This window comes from Vreelandella neptunia, from assembly GCF_034479615.1.
GTDB lineage: Bacteria > Pseudomonadota > Gammaproteobacteria > Pseudomonadales > Halomonadaceae > Vreelandella > Vreelandella neptunia.
The window spans coordinates 3,574,660-3,600,249 of sequence record NZ_CP140255.1 but is presented as its reverse complement, the minus strand read 5'-3'; the positions used below and the strand labels follow the sequence as shown (position 1 = coordinate 3,600,249).

Annotated in this window: 9 protein-coding genes; all 9 read left to right on the top strand. The window is 50.4% G+C overall.

All coding sequences use genetic code 11. The features are described from left to right. Window positions 1–6 precede the first annotated feature (6 nt). The 9 genes from SR894_RS16650 (at window position 7) to SR894_RS16610 (ending at window position 25,590) form a co-directional block, all read left to right on the top strand. Complete coding sequence (locus tag SR894_RS16650; protein WP_223289151.1) at window positions 7–1,707, top strand: hypothetical protein; 1,701 nt, start codon at window positions 7–9, stop codon at window positions 1,705–1,707. A 204-nt stretch (window positions 1,708–1,911) separates the two neighbouring features. Then, window positions 1,912–2,580, top strand: a complete 669-nt coding sequence (locus SR894_RS16645; protein ID WP_223289150.1) for a hypothetical protein — start codon at window positions 1,912–1,914, stop codon at window positions 2,578–2,580. Between the two features lie 259 nt (window positions 2,581–2,839). Then, window positions 2,840–5,770: a DEAD/DEAH box helicase gene (locus tag SR894_RS16640; RefSeq protein ID WP_223289149.1), complete on the top strand. Its 2,931-nt coding sequence runs from the start codon at window positions 2,840–2,842 to the stop codon at window positions 5,768–5,770. A 30-nt stretch (window positions 5,771–5,800) separates the two neighbouring features. After that, window positions 5,801–10,861, top strand: coding sequence for an Eco57I restriction-modification methylase domain-containing protein (locus SR894_RS16635; protein ID WP_223289148.1), 5,061 nt, complete (start codon window positions 5,801–5,803; stop codon window positions 10,859–10,861). 3 nt (window positions 10,862–10,864) lie between these two features. Beyond that, the gene (locus SR894_RS16630; RefSeq protein WP_223289147.1) at window positions 10,865–12,838 is read left to right on the top strand and encodes a DUF262 domain-containing protein; all 1,974 of its coding nucleotides are present in this window, start codon (window positions 10,865–10,867) and stop codon (window positions 12,836–12,838) included. A gap of 226 nt (window positions 12,839–13,064) precedes the next feature. After that, on the top strand, window positions 13,065–14,273 hold the full coding sequence (locus tag SR894_RS16625; protein WP_223289146.1) for a hypothetical protein: 1,209 nt from the start codon (window positions 13,065–13,067) through the stop codon (window positions 14,271–14,273). Then, a complete protein-coding gene (locus SR894_RS16620) occupies window positions 14,270–17,155 on the top strand; it encodes an ATP-dependent DNA helicase (RefSeq protein ID WP_223289145.1) in 2,886 nt (961 codons plus the stop codon). Before SR894_RS16625 ends, SR894_RS16620 begins: the two co-directional genes overlap by 4 nt. Next, entirely contained in the window at window positions 17,152–19,053 is a 1,902-nt protein-coding gene (locus tag SR894_RS16615) for a tetratricopeptide repeat protein (protein ID WP_223289144.1), read from the top strand. The genes SR894_RS16620 and SR894_RS16615 overlap by 4 nt, the downstream gene beginning before the upstream one ends. A gap of 87 nt (window positions 19,054–19,140) precedes the next feature. Further along, entirely contained in the window at window positions 19,141–25,590 is a 6,450-nt protein-coding gene (locus SR894_RS16610; protein WP_223289143.1) for a DEAD/DEAH box helicase, read from the top strand.

Here is a 25,590-nt window from a genome sequence, read left to right as displayed (position 1 = left end):
AAGGGAATGGAGCACAACCAGGCCAGGTGGTTATTGGAAAATCTGCTTGACCGTCTAACGGAAAGAAATGACGGAAAAAAAGAAATCACAGGCGTAATTACTGAAGCCGAGCAACAGGCATTAGAAGCAGCCGTTAAAGCGCTTGGAGGCGAGACGGCAAAGCCGGTTGATGATGAAGAGTTTGGGCAAAAGATACCTAGTGAGAAAAAAGGTGGATTACTACCTCCTCCAGTAGTGAGCCCGCCGATCGAAGAACCTGACATCGAAGTAGTGGGTCCGTCGATCAAAGTGCCTGAAATCGAGCTAGATGATATATCTCCTGATTACCGAATCTGTATCGACTTTGGCACGGCAATGTCTAAAGTCACCTTCGTACATGATGGAGAGCGAGATGATGGCGGGGATATTATCGAAGTCTTGCCTCTTGGTGAAATCGCTGGTCAAGACCCAATAGATGGCGGCCCGGAACTGCTAATTTCGTCGGTGTACATAGGCAATGACGGTAAGGTCTATTTTGGTAAAAGCGCGTTGGAAGTTTCTGATCAGGAGGCGGATGAGGATGATGCCCGAAAGCGGGTCGACAACATTAAGCGTTTCCTGTCGGAAGATGGCATAGATGATTTCCTCGTGGAGGTCTTCAATCCGACAAAGCTCGACATTACCTTTAAAGACATTCTGTTCTACTACTTGGTTTATCTCACCTGGGTCATCGGTAAATGTGTGAAAGATTTGGATGAGAGCTATGACACCGCGCTATTGCGCCGTTACGCCATGCCCTGTTTCGACAATGGCAAGGCTAATGAGTACGCTAGGTTGCTCTCAGACTTGTTGGGAGGTGCTTATGTGGCAATGGTTGGCCTAGAGCACAATGGCTTCTTGAACGAAGAAATGGAAAATCCGTTTCACGAAGGTATACCTCTGAGTGATCTGAAAGCCGTGTGCGATGTCGCTCTGTCACAAAATGATCAATACCCCTTTGTTGATTTCGCCATCACGGAGCCCCTCGGTGTTGCTTCAGCGCTGATCAGTGAAGATGGTAAAGCGAATAACCTCTCGATGGTCATCGACATCGGAGCAGGCACCACCGATATCAGTATGTTCCGTATTCGTGTGGATCCGGAGCACGATAACTTTGTGGCGTTGCAAATTCCCGGAGCCACCGCCGGATTCAGCATGGCAGGTAACTATATTGACAGGGTCCTGACACATAAGGTGCTTTCGCTTGCAGGCGTGACGTCACAAACTATTAACTATCGGCGCATCTACAATGCCTTGGAGCGTAACATTCGGCGCTATAAGGAAGATCTCTTTAACGATGGAAATGTGGACGTCACGTTGATTGATGGCAACGTTGTCGAAGTCACACTGGAGCAAGTGATGGAGTCCTCTTCTATCCAGCGTTTCCAGCAAGCACTGCAAAACACCATCGTAGAAATCCTTGAGCGAGCACCAAAGCACTATCTGGAGAACGCACCACGGCATGAACTGGCGATTGTATTAACAGGTGGCGGCGCCACGTTGCCGTTTGCACAGAATGTGATCGGATGGGAGCTGGAAGTTAACGGAGTGTCGATCAAAACAGTACCCGCACGACCCTGCCCTGAGTGGATTGAAGAAGATTATCCGGAGCTTATCGACAGCTTCTCCCGCATCGCCGTATCGCTGGGAGGCGCAAGGCAGAATGTCATTCAACCGCATGGCCAATAGACATCTACTTAAGGAAATGACAACGAGGCTTTAGCAGTTTGAAATATGCCTGCTTTGGCTTGGCCATAGTTTCGTCTTTCTGGACGTTGCTTCCTCACAAAGTCGAGTTCGCACATATTCTTAACCTATAACTGGGGAATTTTGTTTTTGTCCGATATTCAGGACGTCTTGATTTCATACTATAAACTCAGTAAGGGTTAATCGATGGATAAAGTGACATATATTGAAGAGTATGTAGTGCCTCAACTCTTCACTACTGCTTTCGAAGCCTATGAATTTGAGCATCGTGGCCGAGAACGGTCAAAAGGATATCTCAAACTGGAAACCTTTGGTTTACTTTGGGGATACTCCATACCTGCAAAAGGAAACCTACCAGCACGTATCATCGCTACTATGGCGACGGTTGAAACGTCTGCAACCCGTCATGAAGATTGGGTTCAGCCTAATTTCGACTCTATTATCGCCAAGAAGCAGTTTTTTGAGCGCTATTGGCAAAACATTGAGTTGGTAGGTACCTTTCATTCTCATCCTTATGAGGACCTTAATGAGGTAAACCGTATTAAAGGCTGGCAAGGGTCACCCGGTGATGAGGAATTCTGGCCAGAATTTCATGAATATGTAGCTCCTGAACAAGAACTGATGACTCATTTAGTCATTACAATTGCTAGGCTTTCAAAACGCGGCTGGGCAATACCTGATAGGTTAAAAGGCAGTGAGCAGGACAAGGGGTATGTTCTGACCGCAGATGAACGCAAGTTCTGGTTACGGGCTTACGCTACCAACATGATGTCAGAGGATGAATATCAGTTTTCCGACGACATGGGGTTGCAGGTCCCAGCGCTGCACGATTTTATGAAGTGGTCGTCTCGATAAACTGATCCCCGCGTGGAATCGGCAGCTAACTTCCACTTAGCAAGGTAAATAGCTTCTAGGTTTGTACTTGACCCAAACGTTAATGCTGATCTGCGTGCTGTGCCCGAGCTTTACAGAGTGGTATCCTAATCTGATTGTGCTTTTCTTCGCAATGAAGTGATTTAATGCGAAAAAGATGTCGGGTATGTGTGTCATCGTCTCCGTTCTCTATCGCTCCCTGTTTGCGGTATAAATTCTTCAGCACGTCCAGGAAACAGACATGTCAGCTCTCTACGCCCCCGGTGCGCGTGTGGTTATCCGCGACTGTGAATGGATTGTTCGCCGCGCGGATGCCAGCGATGACGGGGGCTATATCCTCACCGTGGATGGTCTTTCCGAACTGGTCAGTGGCAAAAGCGCCCGCTTTCTCACTCAGCTTGAAGAAGCCGAAGATGCTATTCGCGTGCTCGACCCCGCCGAAACCTGCTTAGAGCAGGACCTGACCCCAGGCTTTGAAAAAAGCCGCCTGTTTATTGAAACTCAGCTGCGCCAGATCACCCCAGCAGATGACAATATTCACCTGGGCCACAAGGCCGCGATGGACCCTGTGCCGTACCAGCTTAACCCCGCGCTGCAGGCACTCAAGCAGAACCGCCAGCGTATTCTGATTGCTGATGCGGTGGGGTTAGGCAAAACGCTAGAAGCCGGCATTTTAATGACCGAGCTAATGCGACGTGGCAAAGGCAAGCGCATCCTGGTGCTCACGCTGAAAAGCATGATGACCCAGTTCCAAAAAGAAATGTGGAACCGTTTTACCATCCCGCTCACGCGGCTAGATTCTGCTGGTCTACAGCGGGTACGCAACAATATTCCGGGTAACCATAACCCGTTTTACTACTATGACAAGTCGATTATCTCCATCGACACCCTCAAGCAAGACAACGAATACCGCCGCCACTTAGAGCAAGCCTACTGGGACATCATTGTGATTGATGAAGCCCATAACGTAGCAGAGCGCGGTTCAAGCTCTCAGCGTGCCAAATTGGCTCAGCTGCTGGCAGGGCGGTCAGACTCCCTCATCATGCTTTCGGCCACGCCCCACGACGGCAAAGCGCGTTCTTTTGCTAGCCTGATGAACATGCTCGATCCCACGGCGATCTCCGACCCCGACGACTACGCCAAAGAAGATTTCCGCGACAAAGGCTTGGTCATTCGCCGTTTTAAGAAAGATATCCGCAATCAAGTACAGCAAGAGTTCAAAGAGCGGGTAGTGAACGATATTTATCTGGACGCGTCGCCTCAAGAAGAAGCCGCCTACCAGGCGCTGTTAGAGGTGCCTTTCACCTACAGGGGCGAGCACAGCGCAACCAAAAACGGGCAGCTAGTGCGTATTGGTTTGCAGAAATCCCTGTTTAGCTCGCCAGCGGCGGCCAAGGTGTCGGTTGAACAGCGCATTAAAAAGCTAGAAGGCCGCGGGGCTGAGTATCAGCAGATAAGCGAAGACGAACAGCATGAAATTCAATCGCTGCATTCGTTGCTGCTAGCGCTGCGTAACGTCACACCAGACAATTTCAACAAATACCGCGAGCTACTCACACTGCTGAAAAGCAGTGCCTTTGGTTGGAAAAAAACCAACACTGAAGACCGCCTGGTGATCTTCTCCGAGCGTATCGAAACGCTTAACTGGCTGCACGGCCAGCTCATGGATGATCTCAAGCTCAAAGAAGATGCCCTGCGAATACTGCACGGCGGCATGAGCGATATCGAACAGCAAGACATCGTAGAAGCCTTTGGTAAACAGGAAAGCAAGCTGCGCGTGTTGCTGTGCTCTGATGTAGCAAGCGAGGGCATTAACCTGCACTACCTGTCGCATCGGCTTGTGCATTTTGATTTGCCCTGGTCACTGATGGTATTCCAGCAGCGCAATGGCCGGGTAGACCGTTACGGCCAAACCGAAACACCGATCATTACCTACCTGATTAACCAGAGCGATAACCCCCAGGTGCGCGGCGACCAGCGCATTCTTGAAATACTCAAAGAGAAAGACGAGCAGGCTTACAAGAATATCGGTGACCCAGCCACCTTTATGAAGGTGCACGATGCCGAAGCCGAAGAAGGCCTGACCATAGAAGCCATGGCCACCGGCACCGATGCCAGTGCCTTCGATGCTCAGTACCAACCCGATGCCACCAGCGAAGGCGACGACCTGCTGGCGCTGTTTCTTAACCCAGAAGACAGCACACCCAAAGCAGAAGAAGCCGAACAGCACACGCATCAAAAAACCACAGAGCGCTACAGCCTGTTTGCCAGTGATTTCGCGTTTGCCCACCAAGCGTTAGAGGCAATTAACCGTGAGCGCAAGCAAGTGGCCTTTACCGCCAACCAAGAGCGGCAAACGCTGACGCTAACGCCACCCGACGACCTGGATTACCGCTTTCGCTTTCTACCGCCAGAAATTCGCCCACACGATGGCAGCCTGATTCTCACGGCCGATAAAGCCCGCTTTGAAGACGAGATCCGCCGCAGCCGGCAGGATGAAAATGCCTGGCCCAAGCTGCATTATTTATGGCCCCAGCACCCCGCCATGCAGTGGTTGGAAGATAAGCTGCTGGCCCAGGTAGCCCGTCACAGTGCGCCAGTGCTTGCCCTGCCAGATACCCAGGCGGTTACTCAAGCGCTACAGCCGGATGAAAGCGTCTTTCTCGTCAGCGGGTTGATCCCTAACCGCAAAGCCCACCCGGTTATTTGGCAATGGTTTGCTATTCGCTGCCGCACCTCACAAGCGCAAGGCGTGATAGCAGTACAAAGCGCCGAAGAGTGGCTGCAGCTGTTGCAACTGAACAACAAACTGCCCAACCGTGCTCAGCCTATCAATCTAGCCGCACTAGAAGCCCTGCGCCCAGCAGTGATTCAGGCGGCCAACGCCGAAATGCAGCAGCGCCAGCAGGCCTACGCCACGACCAAACAAGCAGAGCTTGCCGAACAGCTAACGGCACTTAACGCACTAAAAAGCCGCCAGGTTAACCAGCTAAGCCTTCAGTTAGAGCGCTCCGGCCAGGCCGAACACTTTAAAGCCGCCCGCAAGGAAGAGCGCCTGAACCGCATCGAACGGGTGTTCAACGAGTATGAAACCTGGGTGCAAGACACCCTGACCATCGAGCCGGTGCCGTTTATTCAGATCATCGCCGTGTTTACCCGGGAAAACGCCTAAACGCCCGGGTGGGCTAAGGAGCAACACCAGATGGCCGTACAAGAAACCGTCGCCACGTTCGTTGGCTTAACCAACGACAACGAATTCTTCAGCGCGCACTACCTAGCAGAAGTATTCCAAGGCGACTTTGCCAACACCATTGAAGAGTGGAACAGCCGCGAAGACGCCGCCAAACAAGCGGGCAGGGAAGAGCCAAGCCCTCACCGCGGCCTGCGTAACCTGAACCAGCGCTATTTTGCCCTGCGCCACACCCTAAAAACCGAACGTAATACCCGCGAGCGCATTCACTTGCAGCGGGAGTTCTTTAAAACGCTGATGGGCGTGCTGGGTATTCCCTACCAGCCGGAAAACCGCCAGCTAGCCTCGAATACCGAACTGCCGGTGCTGTCTGCTCTGGGTGAACAGCTTTGGGTGCTGGGGGCGCTCGATGCCAACAACGAAGGCGAAGACCCGCTTTCCCTGCAGTTGCACAGCAACCAGTTTTTGGGCGAAGGGCCGCACAGTGATGCGCTAACCAATACCAGCTGGTACAGCATCCTTAACGATGCCGTGTTTCGCCAAGCCGCGCCGTATAACGAAAACCCGCCCCGCTGGGTGCTGCTGATTTCAGACCGCCAAGGCATTTTGATTGACCGCTACAAGTGGTCGCAAAACCGCATGCTGCGCTTTGACTGGGAAGAGATTCTTGGCCGCCGGGAGGACAAAACCCTAAAAGCCACCGCGGTTCTGCTACACCGGGAAAGCCTAGCTCCCCCTGGAAACGGTGGAAAGCAAGGAGAGTGCCGGCTGGACAGCCTGGACGAAAACAGCCACAAGCACGCCTTTGCCGTCTCCGACGACCTCAAATACGCCCTGCGCCAGGCCATCGAACTGCTGGGCAACGAAGCCGCCGAACAACTCATCGAACAGGCCCGGGACCGCAAAGAAGGCATCTACAGCGGTAGCAACGCGCTAGACCCCGACCAGCTATCCAAAGAATGCCTGCGCACCATGTACCGCATTCTGTTTCTGTTCTATATCGAAGCGCGCCCGGAACTCGGCTACCTGCCCGCCGAAGACGAAACCTGGCGAATGGGCTACAGCCTGGAAAGCCTGCGCGAGCTGGAAAGTGTGCGCTTAACCAGCGAAGAAAGTCGCCGTGGGCACTATTTTCACCACAGCCTGCAGCGCATGTTCGGCCTAATTTATAACGGCAACAGCGCCAGCCGTCAGGGCGATCAGCTGCACGAAAGCACCGCCAACGCCTTTACCCTGCAAGGGTTAGACAGCCACCTGTTCGACCCCGCTAAAACGCCGCTGCTCAACCGAGTCACCTTCAGCAACGACACCCTGCAGCAGGTGATTCAGAGCATGTCGCTGACAAGGCCCAGTACGTCAGGAAGAGGGGGCCGCAAACGCCGTGGCCGCGTGAGTTACACCCAGCTCGGTATTAACCAGCTAGGCGCGGTGTACGAAGCGCTGCTGAGCTACCGGGGCTTTTTCGCCACCCAAGATCTTTATGAAGTAGCCCCCAAAGGCGAGAACGTTAACCCGGACGAACTCGATACCGGCTACTTCGTCACTCGCGAGCAGCTTGAAGAGTTCGATGAAAAAGAGCGCGTCTACGACAAGGTAGAAGGAAAACTTAGCCTGCGGACTCACCCAAAGGGTAAATTCATCTACCGCATGGCCGGGCGCGACCGGGAAAAATCCGCCAGTTACTACACCCCGGAAGTGCTAACCAAAAGCTTGGTGAAGTACACCTTACAAGAGCGCTTAACCGAGCACGTTACCGCCGACGAGATTCTTAACCTGACGGTTTGCGAACCCGCCATGGGCAGCGCCGCGTTCTTGAATGAAGCCGTTAACCAGCTGGCAGAAGCCTACCTGACCCGTAAACAGCAAGAGCTAAACCAGCGCATACCCCATGAAGAGTACCCGTTGGCGCTGCAACGGGTAAAAATGCACATCGCCGACCACAACGTTTATGGGGTGGATTTAAACCCTATCGCCGTGGAACTGGCGGAAGTCTCGTTGTGGCTGAACGCCCTCAGTGGCGGCCACAACGTGCCCTGGTTTGGCTACCAGCTGTTTACCGGCAACAGCCTGATCGGTGCACGCCGCGAGGTGTACCCCGCCAGTGCGCTGAAGAAACAGCACAAAGATGGCCTGTGGTACAACACCGCTCCACGCCGCCTCGCACCGGAAAGCCTGCTAGCAGGAAAAACGCCAACCACAGGCGAAGGCTCCCCAAACGGGCGCAAAGCGAATGAAATTTACCACTTCCTGCTGCCCGACCCCGGTATGGTGGGGTACAGCGATAGAACCGCCAAGCAGCTGCGGCCAGAGGCTTTTAAAAAAATTAAAGCGTGGCAAAAAGCGTTTTGCGCCCCGCTAGATGCTCAAGAGATTAAAACGCTTCAGCTGCTCAGTGAAGCCGTCGACCGCCTGTGGCGGGAACACACCCAAATGCTGGCGCAAGACAGAAGGCGTACCGAAGACACATTCCCTTTATGGGGACAAACCGGTGATGTGCTACACCACACCAGCACCTACGAAAAAGACGCGATTCGCACCCAGGGTATTTTCAACACCAACGCCCGTATTGCCTCGCCATTCCGGCGCTTAAAGCTGGCCATGGATTACTGGTGCGCGCTGTGGTTCTGGCCGCTGGAAAATGTCGACCAGTTGCCCGATCGCAGCACCTGGCTGTTTGAACTCAACACGATTTTAAATACCCAAGGCACTTTCGATTTCGCACCCGCTCAGGAAAGCCTGCTAGGCGAAGACGCTGCACTAGAAGACGCGCCTATTGCCCAGGAAAACTTCTTTGCCAAACCGGTGGAAGATCTGTTCGCTGCTGACGAGTTGCAGCAAACCCTGCGTGCCGAAACCCGCCCCGAAACACAAGCCGCCCGGGAAGTCAGCAATCAGCGCGGCGAGCTAAACCTGGAAAAGCTGTTCAAAAACCCCTTCTTCGCCAACCTAAAGTTTGCCCACCAGCTAGACGAGCAGTACCGCTTCTTCCATTGGGAGCTAGCCTTTGCGGATATTTTTGCCCACCGCGGCGGTTTTGATATCACCCTGGGCAACCCGCCTTGGCGCAAGGTGGAATGGCAAGAAGGCGGTGTGCTGGGTGACTACAACCCTCGCTTTGTACTGCACAAACTCAGCGCCAAGAAGCTAACCGATGAGCGCGAAGCGGCTTTTGAGCGTAGCCCACAACTGCAGGATGCCTGGTTTGCCGAACTGGCAGAAGCGGAAGGCTCGCAGGCCTTCCTGAACGCTACCCAGAACTACCCCCAGCTCGCGGGGCAAAAGGCCAACCTGTATAAATGCTTCCTGCCCCTTGCCTGGGCCAATGTGAACGGACAGGGCGTCAGTGGCTTCCTTCATCCGGAGGGGATTTATGACGACCCCAAAGGTGGAGGATTCCGGCGGGAGGTATACAACCGTCTTCGTAGGCATTTCCAATACACCAACGTACGGCTGCTTTTTGCCGAAATCATGATATGGGTAAAGTTTTCGGTAAACATTTACGGACCTTGCCGAGATGAAACAAAATTCGATTCAATTTCAAATGTGTTCGACCCCTCAACAGTAGATGCGTGCTATCAAAGCGGTGGTGCTGGGCCCGTGCCTGGCATTAAAAGCGGTATTGGAGAAGGGGACAGTTTAAAGGGGAGCTGGGAGTTAGCGGGTCACCGCGACCGCATCATTGAAATCGGCCAGCACGAACTGGCCCTGTTTGCCCAGCTCTACGACGAAGCCGGCACTGATGCACTGGAAGCCCGCATGCCAGCCTTGCACGCTCGGCAGTTGATGGCGGTACTGGATAAGTTCGCCGCCCAGCCCCGGCGGTTGGCAGATCTGAAAGGTGAGTACTTTTCTAGCTACATGTTCGATGAAACTGCAAGTCAGAAAGACGGTACCATCAAGCGGGATACAAAATTCTCGCAACTTCCTGAAGATTGGATACTCTCCGGACCCCATTTCTTCGTCGGCAACCCACTTTACAAAACGCCTCGGCAGGAATGCAATACACCAAGGGCTTACGATCCTCTCGACCTGCAAACCCTGCCGGACGACTACCTGCCGCGTACCAACTATGTGCCCGCCTGCAACCCTGCCACCTACCGTGACCGTACCCCGCGTGTGACGTGGGTGGAGGAGGGGGAGCATCGAGAAAAATTGGTGACGGAGTATTATCGCTTTGTCAGTCGCGATATGTTGAGCCAGTCTGGAGAACGTACCTTCATCGGAGCGATAGTTCCTCCGGGACCCCGGAATTTATCAACGGTAATTTCATCGGCTTTCCTGAATAGCAGTGAGCTCTTGGCCTTTAGTGCGGCGGGATTGTCGCTACCTATTGATTTCTACATTAAGACGACGGGTATGGGGCATGCAAGGGTCAATACTTTGCGCGGGCTCCCTGTTATGAACAATCTCGGTCTGCTTCAATTTATGGTTGTTAGGGTGTTGGCGCTAAGCTGCCTTACCAACCACTACGCAGACCTCTGGCAATCCAATTGGCAAGACAGCTTCCGTCAGCAGCAGTGGGCCACCCGAGAACCCATTGCAGCACTACCGCAGGAATTCTTCGCCAACCTCACCCTCGAATGGCAAAGAAACAACGCCTTGCGCACCGATTTCGCCCGCCGTCAGGCCCTGGTCGAAATCGACGTCCTCGTCGCCCAGGCCCTCGGCCTCACGCTGGAAGAACTGCTCACCCTCTACCGCGTACAGTTCCCTGTTCTTCAGCAGAACGAAGCCGACACCTGGTATGACCAAAATGGCCGAGTTGTTTTCAGTGTCAACATCGGCATCGCCGGCGTCGGCCTGCCGCGCAAGGCTCGCGCCAGCGATCTCAAAGACGGCACCCACTTCGCCATCCACTCCTCTGAACAAACGACACAAAACGTCGCACTCGGCTGGGAAAATATCCAACACATGACCGAAGGCACGGTAAGCAAAACCTACTTAGACGATACTCTGCCGGGCGGCCCTTCAGAGCGCACAGTGGAATACAAAGCTCCGTTTTTCCGGCCAGACAGGGAAGAAGATTACCGCGTGGCGTGGGAGATCTTCAGTCAACAGGACAAGGAGCAATAGTCAATGCAGTCCATGATTAGGGGAGATCAGGTTATCCAGTCGCTTACGTCCTTGGCGGCCTTGTTTCCTGGTAGGTACTTTCGCGTTCCGGACTACCAGCGTGGGTACGCCTGGGAGAGATCACAGGTCAAAGCGCTACTGGATGATCTTGAGGTCTTGGCAGAATCGAAAAGCAGTGGTTTGCATTATACTGGGACGTTGGTATTAGTACCTGGACCAGATCACACGCCTGACTACCCCGTTTTCGACATTGTTGATGGGCAGCAACGCCTGACCACCTTGACTATGTTGATAAATGCTCTGGTGACTGTTGTTGAACACCCCACTGCGTTATCTCCTGGCGAGTCTGACCTCTATCAGTCGTATATCGGGCGAGGTTCAGAATTAAAAGATTTTCAGCCTGTCTTGATGCTCAACAGCGATATTGAGGCTTTTTTTCGGGCGCTGCTAAAAGGCAACGCTGAAAAGGAGACAATCGAGTACTTGTCCCAGAAGCGACTCATAGAAGCCTATAAGCAGATTGAGGAGTGGACGCAACGCACGGCCTACAGCGCTGATCAGGCCCTTCGATGGGTTGATATTGTCACCATGCGCTTAGGCATGATTGCCTATCAACCCCAGAATGCCGACGAAGCCGGCATGATGTTCGAAGTAATCAATAACCGCGGCAAGCCATTGACCGAGTTGGAAAAGGTCAAAAATTACCTGATCTATTATGCGATCAAAAAACGATTCAAAGGCTTGCAGGATACGATCAACGCGGAGTGGGGGCGTATTCTTAGGAATTTGGCGCTCGCGCATCACCTGTCAGATATCGACAAACAACAGCTGCTGCGTTCAGCGGTGATTGTTTATTTCGGCTTCCGAAAACAAGAAAGCAACGCTGCCTATAACAAGCTTAAATCCGCTTTTTCTCTACAAAAGGGTGGGGACGCTGACGCGAAAAAATTGAAAGAGTTTGTCGAGTTTCTGTCGGATTGTTCGCGTTATTACGAAGTGCTGTTCAATGCAAAGTCGCAACACCGGTCTACATTTTTTGGCGATCAGGCCAAGCTTGCTGATGTTGTTGATTTAATCAGGGTCCAGACAGCTCATTCCGGTGTGCTCCCCTTGTACCTATGCAGTATGTGGTTGTTTGATAAAAAACACATTACAGCTAATGCCTTGCTTGAGCTGCTGCAGGCGATTGAGCGGGTCAATTTCCGTGTCTATATGCTGCCTGTCGGTGGTGCGCGGGCAGATAGTGGTCACGGGCAGCTCTTCAATATTGCACATGCTGTTTATAACAACGTCGCCAGAGCCACCAATAAACACAGCATCCAAGAGGCCGTCAATGAGTGTCATAACTCGCTATTAGGTTTTGTGAAGTCTTATGGCCATAAAACATTGGATGCCTTTAAAGCCAGCTTCAGACTGAGTGAACTTGATCAGAATATGGATTTTGCGACATGGCGCGGTCTACGTTATTTCCTCGCGAATTATGAGCAAGCGCTAGACGCGACTCGCACCAGCAGCATTGACCTACAGCTGAAGGCTAGCAAGGCCAACCGCCATAATGACTATGCGCAGATAGAGCATATTTATGCCAGACAGTGCCCCTTTCATGGTCATGATCCAGTCAAAACCAGCCATCAAAAACGTCGGCTCGGTAATTTGATGCTGTTGGAGTGGGGCGTGAATGCCAGCTTCAGCAACAAGCCGATTGAAGAAAAACTCAAGCATCTTAAAGAGAACGAGACTGCTTCCAAAAGAGCAATCCTTGCCCAAACAGCTGAGGTCATCAAGGATTTCAATCAGGTGTTTGGCGCATCAACGAACTGGGTCAGCCCTGATGTGCAGGATGAAGAACGGTTTAACCAGTATGTCCGGCTATTGGACCGCATAGAGAATCGCATGATCGACTTTGCGTGCAAACGATGGGCGTTTAAGGATGAATTGAGCGAGAGCGCAATCATCGGTGAGGTTCGACATGGATAGTTTGCCAGTGAGCAATACACAAGTTGGCTATACAGGCTTGGTTAACAAAGCGTGTAAGCGGGACTTGACCAAGGGCACGGTAATAAAATTTTACTTAGACGATGCTTTGTCTGACAGGCCAGTAGAGCGGACGGTGGAATATAAAGCCTCGTTCTTTAAGCCGAGCAAGGAAGAAGAGTACCGGAAAGCTTGGGTAGCGTTTGCTAATTCAGAAACGGAGAAGTAGATGTTTCAGGCTTTTATTGACCGGATAACGAATGATGGCACTTCGGAGCTGTTCTACCTGCTAGTGGGCTCTGTCATTTTGTTCTGTATTCAGCAGGTTTATGCCGGTATTCGCAAGACAATGTTCCGGAGAAGAGTTCGTTCAGAGATTTTGGCCTACCGGAAGAAGAAAGAGGCAATCAACGTCGTTGATCTGGCGACTGGAGATCCTGAATTTGAAAAAAGGAACATTTTTTCACGGGAAATATCGCGCTTTGGTGAGAAGCGGTGCCTTTATATCAACATGCCAAAACACCTCAAGGACGAACTCCGATCCAAAGAGAAAGAGCTCGGTTATATGGATTCCCAGTTTACCGAGTTTCACGAAGACACCTCGTTTGATGGTGGCAGCTCGTTTAATGATCTTGTCAAAATCACCGGAATTGAAGAGTTAGCTAAGCTAATAGGAAAACACCGTGTGCTCGTGGGGCGAAAGTTTCTCGAAGCAACTGAGGGAATGATTTTCAACGGTGACAAATACGGTGTTTTCAACCTTCGATTTACCCGGTTTGGCGAAGAGGAAAATCCCGGCGTTGAAATCGATCTTTTCAAAACAGACTATTTTACGCACCGGGTTTTTCGATCGATCTACCATGAGCTGAAAGAGAGAGGGCATGAAATAGCCAAAGCGAATTCAGACACGTTTCTAAATTATCGACCATTTTTCACATCGTTTGGAGTGAACTGTCTTCTGATTTGTGACGGTGGGAAAGGCAAGGAAGTGGTACTGAGTAAGAGGTCGGCGAGGGTTGCCGGTGGGAAATCCAAATATCATATCACGATGAACGAAGGCCTCTCGAGAACAGACAAAGACCCTTTCGGGAAAGTTGATATAGAGCTCTGTTTCAAGCGAGGCCTGCTTGAAGAACTTGGTATTGATGAAAATATTTACCAGCTTGCAGTCAAGGCGGCCTTCTACGACTTCTTTTTGGAAATGAATAACTTCGAAATAGGTGTCTCCGCTGTTTTCGAGCTTGAGCTTGATTTTGAAAAGGATATCGCTCCGCTAATTGCGAGAGATAAGCAGTTAGAAGTTGACTCGTTCATCCCTCTCCCTATGAGAAAAAAGGAGATCAATAAATTCGTTAAAGAGAATGATTTTGTACCACATGGCCTTTATGTATTTGAGCGGGTCCTATTGAGGAAAGGGCTTAGGGTGATATCGAAATGAACAACAAATCGCAAAATTTCTGCCAATTAGAATCCAGGTGGCCAGAACTGTGCAAGCACGCGATTCAGGCTGAAAGCTATGTTCATGATGATCCGGCAGCTGCAACCATAAAGCTACGCTGTTTTATTGAGACCTTGGTCGGCTTGTTGTACCAGGAACTGGAATTGAGAAGTGAGCCTGGTGACGGCCTGTTCGAGCAGTTGAAGACTGAAAGATTTGAATCTGTTGTGGAAAGCCCTATCCGGCAAAAGCTGCATGCTATTCGATGCTACGGGAACAAAGCGGCTCATGGCGGTGACATTAATAATGAGCAAGCTGTTCGGCTATTGAAAGAAGCTTATCTGCTCGGACGGTGGTTGTTTTCTACTTATAGCGAGGATGGTGGTCGCGAGTATCCGGACTTTGTTATTCCAGTACCGCCAGAGAAGATCGAAAGTGATCTGAATGCGGAAAACCAGCGCTTGGCACAGCAGTTAGAGGAAGCTAAGCGGGAGCTCGGCAATATTCAGGCTTCAAAGGCCCGTACCCAAATCGATGATTTGAACTCATCGCTGGATGAAGCTCGCCTGTCAGCTTTTCGCAATGCTGCTTCCCGTGCATCCAGCAACATAAATCTTGAAGAGGAAGCAACGCGCAGGCTTCTGAAAATTGAAGATGCATTTGGGGAGTATACCCTGACTGATGGCCAAGCTGATCTGATCAAACAGCTAGGTAAATTTTTGTCATCAAACGATGATAGCGCTTTTCTTTTACGTGGTTATGCCGGCACGGGTAAAACTTTTATTACCAAGGGATTAACAGAGTATTTCCGATCTATAGGACGCAACTATGTCCTTGCTGCTCCGACGGGTAAAGCTGCGAAAGTTATCGCAAATAAAACGAAATCTAATGCTTATACGTTGCATCGAACCATTTATTCTTTCAAGGATATTCAGGAATATAAAGATGCTGATGTTGATGGGACTGAAACTTATAAGTTTTACGCTGAGCTTGCGGTAAATGAGCTTCCAGCTGATACCATATTCATTGTAGATGAAGCATCCATGGTTTCTGATGCGTACAGTGAAGCGGAGTTCTTTCGCTTCGGCTCGGGGTATGTGCTCAGAGACTTTCTGAAGTATGTAAATCTCGACCATAACGATCATAGCAAAAAGGTCATCTTTATTGGCGACGATGCGCAGCTGCCACCCGTTGGTATGTCATTCTCTCCGGCGCTGGACGAGAATTACTTGCTTAAAAAGCACAGTGTACGCTCAACCAGCTATGAGTTGACAGAAGTTGTACGGCAAAAGGCAGTTAGCGGCGTAATGGGGAATTCCATCATGTTGCGTAATGCGTTGAAAAAGCGTGTTTTTAATCAACTTTCGGTAGATTTCAGTACACCGGACGTACAGCCAGTCAGCCATGGTAACTTGATGGATCGGTACCTTGAGTCCTGTGGTGGCAGGATCAACGGTGAGTCCATTGTGATCGCCTATTCAAATGCCGATGTTGCGGCCTATAACCGTCGGATCAGGGAGCATTTCTTCCCAGGGCGCGAGCACGTTCAGGCCGGCGACAAGGTTATGGCTGTAAGTAACAGCAGTGCATACGGATTTTTCATTTCTAATGGTGATTTCGGGCTGGTTAGAGAGGTTCTGGGAGCCACCGAGAGTCGTAGTGTAACAATCAAAAGAAGAAATAGTGATACTGGCAAAGTCGAAAGTATTAATATTTTTCTCGCCTTTAAAGACGTCATTGTAGGATTCAGGGATCTCGATGGAAATGCAAAATTCTTTGAGGCGAAGATATTCGAAAGTTTGTTATACAGTGATTTGCCTTCGTTAAGTTCCGATGAGAGCAAAGCTTTGTACGTCGACTTCTGCATGCGCAATAAGGGCCTCAAACGCGGCAGTTTGGAGTTTAAGGACACGTTAATGTCCGACCCATATTTCAATGCGCTGCGATTGAAATATGGCTATGCCATTACCTGTCACAAGGCTCAGGGTAGCGAATGGAATAATGTGTTTGTTAAATGTAAAACTAACCAAAATCAACTCACAGAGGATTATTTTCGCTGGTTTTATACAGCGATTACACGGACCTCAGATCGCTTGTGGTTACTTGACTCACCGAACATCAAGATCGGTGACGGACTGAAATCAGTTCGGCGGCCGGGCCTTGGTGTGCCAACTTCGGAGCCAAAACCAGTTAATTTTTCAACTGGGACTGGTGTCCAAGCAAGTCAATCTGGCCAAATAGATCAACACTTGAGAGTAGGTGAGATGGTGACACCACCTACGGTTGCCGAAGCAAATGAACCGATTAGTTCTGATGAAACATACGGAATCCCTGCAGAAGCGCAATTTCTGCTTGGAGTGCTTGGTAGGGTTCGAGAACTGATAGTTGATCATACCATTTCTATCAACTCTATTGCCCATAACCAACATCAGGAAGCGTACACGTTCCATAGGGGCAATGAATATGCGCGGGTGAATATTGCATACGATAGTAAGGGAAAAATTACGAATGTAACTGCAACAATACCGTCAATCCTTGCAGTCCATGTTCAAAATCTTTTATCTCCGCTGGTGGGGCAGCCAATTGCTGTCGGATCTGTGATACCCGCTGACCAAATTCATTTCGAAGATGATTTCATCAATGATTTTCATCAGCGTTTGCTCCCGCTTGCGGCTGAGCAGGATATCAACATACAGAATGCTGAGAAGTATCAATGGCATGTTCGCTATAGCTTTTCCCGGGGTAATGATGTGGCGGTATGCGACATATTTTTTGATGGTAAGAAGCGTTTCACCAAATACCAGCCATTGATTACTGCCTGTAGCCCAGGATCTTTATTGCCAGATGTTGAGGTGATGCTGACACAGGGGCTGAGTTCATGATTACCAGTAAAGACATTTTTGCGAAGCGGAAAGCTGGCCAGATAGATGAGGCCTATCAAATGGCGTTGCAAAGAATGAGTGTCCCCAATAAAGATGAGTGGGATGATCGGGCTTTCGGCTGGTGCTTGATTGATTTGATTAAGCGGGACGCTAAAGCAGGAGAGCAGACTAATCTCAGCCATTACCGCCAGCAGCTTGAAGCAATTGCTGTGCCCGAGAACGATGATGTGCTAACTAAACAGCGTCAGCTTGCCATCTCTCTATGTAATCCCGAGGGTCAACTCGTCAACGAAGCCAGACAGTTGAGTAAGGCGGGGCAACACGACAATGCCATTGCACTGTATCAGAAGCTCTTACAAGATAACCCCGGGGATCCAGAATTATCAATATCGTTCGGTTGGGAACTGTACCGTCTTTCAAAGCCCTTGTTAAGCAAAGGCGATAATAACCTCGTAAAAATTAAGAAGAATCTTAATCAATATATGAAGCTTAATGTTGAAAAGCCATCGCTGCTTCATGCTGTGATGCTGCAGGTGGCAGCAAAGCTGGCTAGTGATGATCGATTTAATATGGCGGCTTTCTGTCAGTTGTGGAATCTAGAGTTCTTACGTCCAGAAGATTGGGAGCGATTTAAAACGGATGACGGTAAGGAGCTTCCAGCGCTGGCAGAGAGGGTAATTCAGCAGGCCAGCAAGGATGCTGCCAAAGGTAATGATCAGAATTCACTAGTTTATATACTCCCTTACTTGGGCAAGGCGATCTCAACTTATCCAGACAATATTTGGCTTGTTTTGAATAAAGCTAAAGTTCTTTTAGAGTTGGATAGAAGTGACGACGCTTTGGCATTTTCTATTGAGGTAACTAGAGCAAAGTCCAACGAATACTGGGCCTGGGAGCTGCTAGGTAATATTACCGCAAAAAAGGGGGATGAAGTAAGCCTCAGTTGCTATTGTAAAGCACTTTTGTGTTCACCGGATGATCGATATTCAAGTAAAATTAGGTTAAAAGTAGCTACACTGATGATTGAACGAGGCCAGTTTCCAGAGGCGAAGTATGAGATTAAACGCACTCTTGAAGCTAAACAAAAAGAGGGAACAAAAATTCCTGCTGAAATTGAAGATTATATTACTGAGGATTGGTATTTAGATGCATCAATTCTAGCTTCAAATGATGAGTTTTATCGCAGCCAAAAAGGGTCAGCAGAGGATCTTTTGTTTAGTCAGCTCCCATGGATTACAGCGAATCTTGGAGAAATGTTCACTATTCCAGGAAAAGAAAGCAAGCCGAAAAGGAAACTGTATCTGAAAACAGCTTCTGATCCAATAGAAGTGGTCATTCCTGAAAGTAAATTTAATATTCAGAATTCACTAGCTGGGAGTGCAATTCGTGTTAAAGGTGAGTGGGATGCCCAAAATAGATTTCAGATTCATTTAATTTCCAGCCGAAATTCAGAAGTAAAATGGGATGTTTTCTTCGAGCGTATTGGAGTAGTAGATAACGTCAATCAACAGAAAAAATTAATTCACTTTCTAGTAGAAACAAAAATTGACGGAACTATACCTTTTTCTAATTTAAATGAAGAGTACAAAGTAGGTGACTCTATCTTAGTCAGACTCTCCAAGTATACGACCAAGGATGGAACCAGATATCGGGTGCTTTCAGCGAAAAAGAGCTGCTCAGTGGCATCTCAGTCATTGCGAAAAGAGTTTCAGGAGCTAGTGAGGATTAATGATACGGGGCTTGGTTTTACTTCTTCCGAGATTTTTATCCCTCCGGATTTGGTGAAAATACATAACCTTAAAGACGAAGGTTTGGTGGAAGGTGTTGCTCTTCTGACCTTCAATAAAAAACGTAGTGAATGGGGATGGAAGGCTGTGTCTATTAATAATTTCAATTAAATTTACATTAACCTTTATACGGTTTTTTTAAATTTATGGCGATTTGTTTGTAAATTTTAAATTATATTGCCCTTTAAGGATATAAAAATGATCCCCGGCCTACTTGCTAGTGAAGTCTCTGCCGCCCTGCGCGAATTTATTGTGACTGGTTTTGAAACCGAAACGGTGCCATTCAAAGGCGAGTTTCAGCGCTTGGTGGAAGAGCAGCAGGGCGGTGAGGCGTTTATTAAAGGGCCATATATTTCGGTGGGCTTGCCGTTCTTAATCGGCGCATCGGGGCGAGATTTTTTTAAGGGGTTTGAAACAGAGTTTCCTCCTTATGCTCATCAAGAGCAGGCGTGGCAGCGCCTGGCCTCTGATCGAAAAGCGGCGAATACCCTAGTCGCTACCGGCACAGGATCAGGCAAAACCGAGTGTTTTATGTACCCGGTGCTTGATCACTGCCAGCGGGCGAATGACCCTGGTATTAAAGCCATCGTGATTTACCCAATGAACGCGCTGGCGACTGACCAAGCTAAGCGTTTTGCCAAAGAGGTTTACCAGCAACCTGCGCTAAAAGGTCTGCGAGTTGGGCTATTTGTTGGCGGTGATGGCCAGGGGAGTAAGATGATGGGGCCAGATCAGGTCATCACGGATAAAGACACCCTGCGCAATAACCCACCAGACGTACTGCTTACCAACTATAAAATGTTGGATTACCTGCTGATGCGCCCAAAAGATCAAAAGCTGTGGGCGCACAATGGGCAAGATACGCTGCGTTATTTGGTGGTCGATGAGCTACACACCTTTGATGGTGCCCAGGGAACAGATCTTTCTTTGTTGATCCGTCGTTTACGGGCACGCTTTGATATGCAGCCCGAGCAGCTTATTTGTGTAGGCACTTCTGCAACGCTGGGCGGTGATGACAGTGTTAACGGGCTGCTTTCGTATGCGGGGGATATTTTCTCCAGCCCGTTTGGGCGTGATTCGGTGATTGCTGAGCAGCGCATGAGTGACACCGAGTTCCTGGATAACATCGCGTTTTTGAACCTAAATCCGCAAATTGGCCCAGAAGCGTTACAGGTGGCGTTGCAGGAAGGGTTAGATACGTATTTGTATACGGCTTATCAGCTGTTTTTCAGTAAGGCACCTGATGATGCGCTCTCGACAGAGACAGGACGCCAAGCATTAGGGGCGGAATTAAAGCAGCATGGCCAAGTGGCTAACTTGCTGCGCCAGTTAAAGCTGGGTAGCGGTACGCCAACGTTCCAAGCACTAGTCAATAAATTAGCGGCGCAGGTGCCACAGCAGTTTGCACGCCAGCCTGAGCAGGCGTTGCTGGCGCTGTTGTCGTTGGTGGCCCATGCGAGAGATCAGGTCGGGCGGCCCTTTGTGCAACTGCGTATGCAGCTGTGGTCTCGGGAACTACGACGGATTGTGGGAACCCTTCGGGAGCCTGATGTCACTGTTCACATATCTGCAGGGCATGTATCCGAAGGAGAAGAAAGCGCTCTAGAACATGCTCCGCTGTTGTCGTTTGGTGACGACCAGCCGCCCAAAGACCAGCCCCAGGTGCGCTTGCCGTTGGTGCAGTGTCGTGAGTGCCATGGCACTGCGTGGTTAACCCGTATGGAAGGCGGAGCTGTCACCGATGATGTGGTGGAAACAGAGCTTCAAGCTATTTATTCCAGCTTTTTTAGCCACCATGCGGAAACCACCTTGTTACTGCCTTGGCAGCAGGGCGAAAAACAATCTCCTGCTGGCACGGTGCTTCATAATTTTAAAGTGTGTTGCCAGTGTGGCAAAACAGCAGCAGCCGATTTTACTGGCGCATGTAAAGGGTGCCAGGCAGTCAATGAAGCGCTGGTGCGAGTAAGCAAACCACACCAGCTAAAAGAAGAAACCCGTGGTGGCGTGAATCGCGTGATTCATGAAAACAGCTGCCCTTACTGTGCGGCTAAAAAGTCGTTAATTGTGTTTGGTGCGCGGGCTGCCAGCCTAAGCGCAGTGGCCATTCATCAGCTATTTAGCAGCCGTGATAACGACGATCGCAAGCTGCTGACCTTCAGTGACTCGGTGCAGGATGCCACCCATCGGGCAGGCTTTTTCGCTGCGCGTACCTGGCAAAATAACGTGCGTATGGCGTTAACCCAACTGCTTGAAAGCCACGCTGAGCCGTTACCCATTCTGCAGCTACCTGAGCAGTTTGAAGCGTTCTGGCTGAACCATGCAGGCCTTCAGGGGCGGCTGTCGCTGCCCTACTATCTGCGTGAGTTTATGCCACCCGACCAGCGCTTTAGCGCTGATTTTGAGCACTTTGAATTAACCGGCGAAGTGAAAGCCCCGGAACGCCTGCTGCAGTTAATTCGTCAGCGTATGTTGTGGCAGGCATTGGAGGATGTGGCCTGGCGTTCCCAGGTGGGGCGGTCACTCAATCGGCTGGGCATAGCGGCATTGGATTGGCCGTTGGTACGGGTTGAACAAGCCGCCGCGCATTGGGCTGAGACGGTAGATAATACGTTGGGTTACCGAATCGATCGTGAGGCAGCCGCTGGGTTTATGGTGGGTTTGATGCAACACATGACCCATTTAGGTGCGGTTGGTTTAGAGGATTTGCGATATTACCGAGAAAAATCGGGTACTGCGTATTTACTTAAATTTTTGCACTATGTTCCCCCGCTGGGGCCTGGGTCGCCGCGCCCAAAATACCCAGCGACGGGTAACGGTGAAGGCTACGAGCTACTTACACACAGCAATAATGTTCAAACTTGGTACGAGCGCTGGTTAGGGTGCTTAAATCCTGAAGCGCTCGTTGATAAAAAGCAGCGTGAGCAAGTTATCGTCACTGCTTTAGAAGCGCTGTGTGCTTCCGGGTTAGTTCGGCAAGAACAAAACGAAAGTGGTGTTGCGCTTTGGGTTCTTAACCCAGAACAACTAGCCATTACTTGCGATATACAGGCCGTAGAATGCCCAGGTTATCGGCCGCTTCATTTACCTGCCGACCATGCTGCCCAGTGGATAGGATTGCCATTGCTCAACGCATCCGACCCACGTCGGGTATATGAGCATACTCGACCGTTGCGTGATTCGCTGTATCGTACGCTATTCCGACACGGTGAAATTCACCGCGTGATTGCTCACGAACATACCGGCTTGCTGGCCAGTAGTGACCGGGTGCGGGTGGAAAACAGCTTTATAAAAGGTGACAAACCTTGGGAATATAACCTGCTTTCAGCGACGCCGACGCTGGAAATGGGGATTGATATTGGTGACCTGTCCAGCGTATTGCTATGTTCCGTGCCACCTGCGCAAGCCAATTATTTGCAGCGGGTAGGACGCGGTGGTCGCCGGGACGGCAACTCATTTGTGTTAACCGTAGCTAACGGTCGACCCCATGATTTGGTGTTTTATGCCGACCCCAGCCGAATGCTGGATACACCGGTAGAACCCCCAGCTGTTTTCCTAAAAGCACGCCATGTGTTGCGCCGCCAGCTGTTGGCCTACGCGATGGACTGCTGGACCCGTGCGGCAAAGGGCGAAAACGTTGTGCCCGCCGGCATGCAGCCGGTATTGGATGTCGTTGAGAAAACGCAGCAAGATCGTTTTCCCTACACGCTGCTGACTTTTATTGAACACAACATGCAGGAAGTGTGGGATGGCTTTGTCAGCCATGTGGCAACCCAATTAAGTGATGAAGACCAAGAGCTACTGCGCCAGTATCTGTTTGGTGGCCCCCAGCATAGTGAAGATCATCTGCGGCTCTATGTGCTGAATCGACTCAGGTTGGTCGCCGATGAGCGTCAGCGAATGGCGGGTACAATTAAAGAGCTAGACAAGCAGTTAGAAAAGCTGCGCAAGCAACCTCAGGATGAGCATACTCAAGCAGAAATGATGGAGCTGGAGCGGGAGTCAGCAGGCTACCGGGGAATGCGGATACGCATGAATAAGCGCGAAACGCTTAACTTCTTTACCGATGAAGGCCTACTACCGAATTACGCGTTTCCCGAAGAGGGCGCGACACTTCATTCGGTGATTTTCCGCTCGGATAAAGCCGTCGCGGGCAGCGGTGCCGAGCGCGAGTTCATCAAGCGCGAATATGAATACCAGCGTCCTGCCCAGGCGGCACTCACCGAGCTGGCTCCTGAATCGGTGTTTTATGCGGGTAGCCGACGTGTCACCGTAACCCGTGTGGAAACGGCTAAAGGCCGTAATATTCAAGACTGGCGATTCTGCCCCCGTTGCCACTACTCCGCCCCAGCGGATGACCCCAGCGCTGGGTTTAGTGATAAAACCTGCCCGCGTTGCCGTACCAATCAGTGGGGTGATGCAAGCGCACGCACCAAAATGCTGAAAATGACCCAGGTGTATGCGTTTACCAATGCGAAAGAAGCACAGTTGGACGATCGCTCTGATGATCGCGAGCCGGTGTTCTTCAATAAGCAGATGTTGATCGACTTTGCACCGTCAGACATCACGATTACCTGGGTGCTGGATGATAAGGATAAGCCCTTTGGGTTTGAGTTTATCCGGGCGGCTAACTTCTTGGAGGTGAATTTTGGCCGACGAGAGGGCGAGGAGATGTACTTTGATGTGGCCGGTGAGCATATCCAACGGACTGGGTTTCCCATTTGCAGAGAGTGCGGTTCGGTGCAATCAAAAGCGGCAGCCGCCGGTAAAAAGGAGGCTGTTCACCTAAAGTCATGCCGCTACTCCCGTGGACCTAAAAAGCTAGCGAGCGGTAAAGAAGATCTTGGCATCGAAAATTGCCTATATCTTTACCGCCGTTTTACCTCGGAAGGGCTGCGAATTTTACTGCCCAGGTTGGCGACGGGTGGCACAGAGGAGCAGGTTAATTCCTTTGTGGCAGCTTTACAGCTGGGGCTAAAGCGCCGCTTTGGGGGTAAGGTTGATCACTTGCGAGTGGCATATCAAAGCGAGCCAATAGGTGAAACCGACGAGCGTAGACACTTTATTGTGTTATATGACTCGGTGCCTGGTGGAACAGGTTATTTGCACGAGCTTTTAAGCCGCGCTGAGAACATGCAGGCCGTGTTTCAGATGGCGTATGAAGTGATGGATCGCTGCGATTGTTACGACAACACCATGGATGGTTGTTACCGCTGCCTGCTTGAATATCGCAATGCCTACGGCATGGAGAGCACCAGCAAAGGGCTGGCGCTAGAAATGCTTAAAGAGGTAGTAAAAGGGGGCCATGAGTGGGTCAAGAACGCAGAGTCACTGAGTGCCTTGGGTGGCAACCCCTGGATAGACAGCGAACTAGAAGCGCGTTTTCCTGAAGCCTTAACGCGTTTTTCGGGCACCTCCTGCGTAGCAGAGCAGAAGGTACGGGTTTCTCAGGACGTGGTTCGTGGTAAGCACGGCTATCGTCTGACGATAGGCGATGTAGGTTATGAGCTGGAGCCACAGGTAGATTTGGGCGCTCCTGAAGGTGTTCAGTTTGCCAGTCGCCCAGATTTTGTGATGTGGCCAGCACGTAGTGAGCTAAAACCGGTGGCTATTTTCCTAGATGGCTATCGATACCATGCTCGTACCGCTAACGATGACTTACTCAAGCGCCAAGCACTTGTTCATGCAGGTTTTGTGGTGTGGTCGCTCAATTGGTACGACATCAATAGTGTGATGGGCGATAAAGCCATGGATGTGCCCCTACCAGCGGGAATGACATCCCCTGAACACAATCATCAGGCAATTGCAGGTTTGGCCGTGAAGGCTGGAGTTAGCAACACGGCGGAACATTTAAGTAAATCGACTTTCCAGCTGTTGCTGCATTTTCTTTGCGAACAGAATACCGACGCCCTGGCAAAACAGGCATTACTGTTTCTCTTTCAGTGCTTGCCTGGAAAATCTCTGGCTGACACCGCTATCAAGCAGCGGGTGCTGGATAACCTAAGGGGTTTACCCGCCTCGTTTACTGACCTAACACCTGAACCTGTAGCTCTCACGGGTAGCGTTTCACTGTTAGATCAGCATGGACCTGCCACGCTGACCTTAGAGGTAGTGGCTGCTCAAGAATTGCTGACCACTTTAGATTTGACTCGCGTGATGGCAACGCTCGTCTACGACATTAACAACAGCAGTGAAGATGCTGCCCGCTATCAATGGCAGCGCTTATGGACAGCCTTTAATTTCCTACAGTTCTTGCCGGTGTTCTATGCATGGACGCCGGAGTCGAAAAGCAGTGGTATTGCGGCGGGTTTTCTATGGCCAGAGCAGCAGGCACCTTTAGAGAAGGCTTCTTCCGAGCAATATCCTGAGTGGTTTACTTTGTTAGATGAATCGCTAGCGATGGCACTTAAAGGACACGATATTGTATGGCCCGCTCAGGCGCGGGTGGCTGAAGAACTGACTGCAGGAGAGTTCGATGAGGTGGTGGGGGAAGTTGAGCTTCAGTTCGACGCTCAAAAGGTCGCGCTGTTGTTAGAAGAAATAGAGGATCAAGCCGCCGCAAGACCTTATTTGGAAGCCGATGGCTGGCACATCTGCACGTCTGTCGACGCGTTGGCAGCCACCTTACATGAATTGGACTCAGGAGCTTAA

Coding starts and splice junctions, on each gene's coding strand:
- SR894_RS16630 (WP_223289147.1), top strand. CDS start 10,865: ATGCAGTCCATGATTAGGGGAGATCAGGTTATCCAGTCGCTTACGTCC.
- SR894_RS16650 (WP_223289151.1), top strand. CDS start 7: ATGGAGCACAACCAGGCCAGGTGGTTATTGGAAAATCTGCTTGACCGT.
- SR894_RS16640 (WP_223289149.1), top strand. CDS start 2,840: ATGTCAGCTCTCTACGCCCCCGGTGCGCGTGTGGTTATCCGCGACTGT.
- SR894_RS16645 (WP_223289150.1), top strand. CDS start 1,912: ATGGATAAAGTGACATATATTGAAGAGTATGTAGTGCCTCAACTCTTC.
- SR894_RS16620 (WP_223289145.1), top strand. CDS start 14,270: ATGAACAACAAATCGCAAAATTTCTGCCAATTAGAATCCAGGTGGCCA.
- SR894_RS16635 (WP_223289148.1), top strand. CDS start 5,801: ATGGCCGTACAAGAAACCGTCGCCACGTTCGTTGGCTTAACCAACGAC.
- SR894_RS16625 (WP_223289146.1), top strand. CDS start 13,065: ATGTTTCAGGCTTTTATTGACCGGATAACGAATGATGGCACTTCGGAG.
- SR894_RS16615 (WP_223289144.1), top strand. CDS start 17,152: ATGATTACCAGTAAAGACATTTTTGCGAAGCGGAAAGCTGGCCAGATA.
- SR894_RS16610 (WP_223289143.1), top strand. CDS start 19,141: ATGATCCCCGGCCTACTTGCTAGTGAAGTCTCTGCCGCCCTGCGCGAA.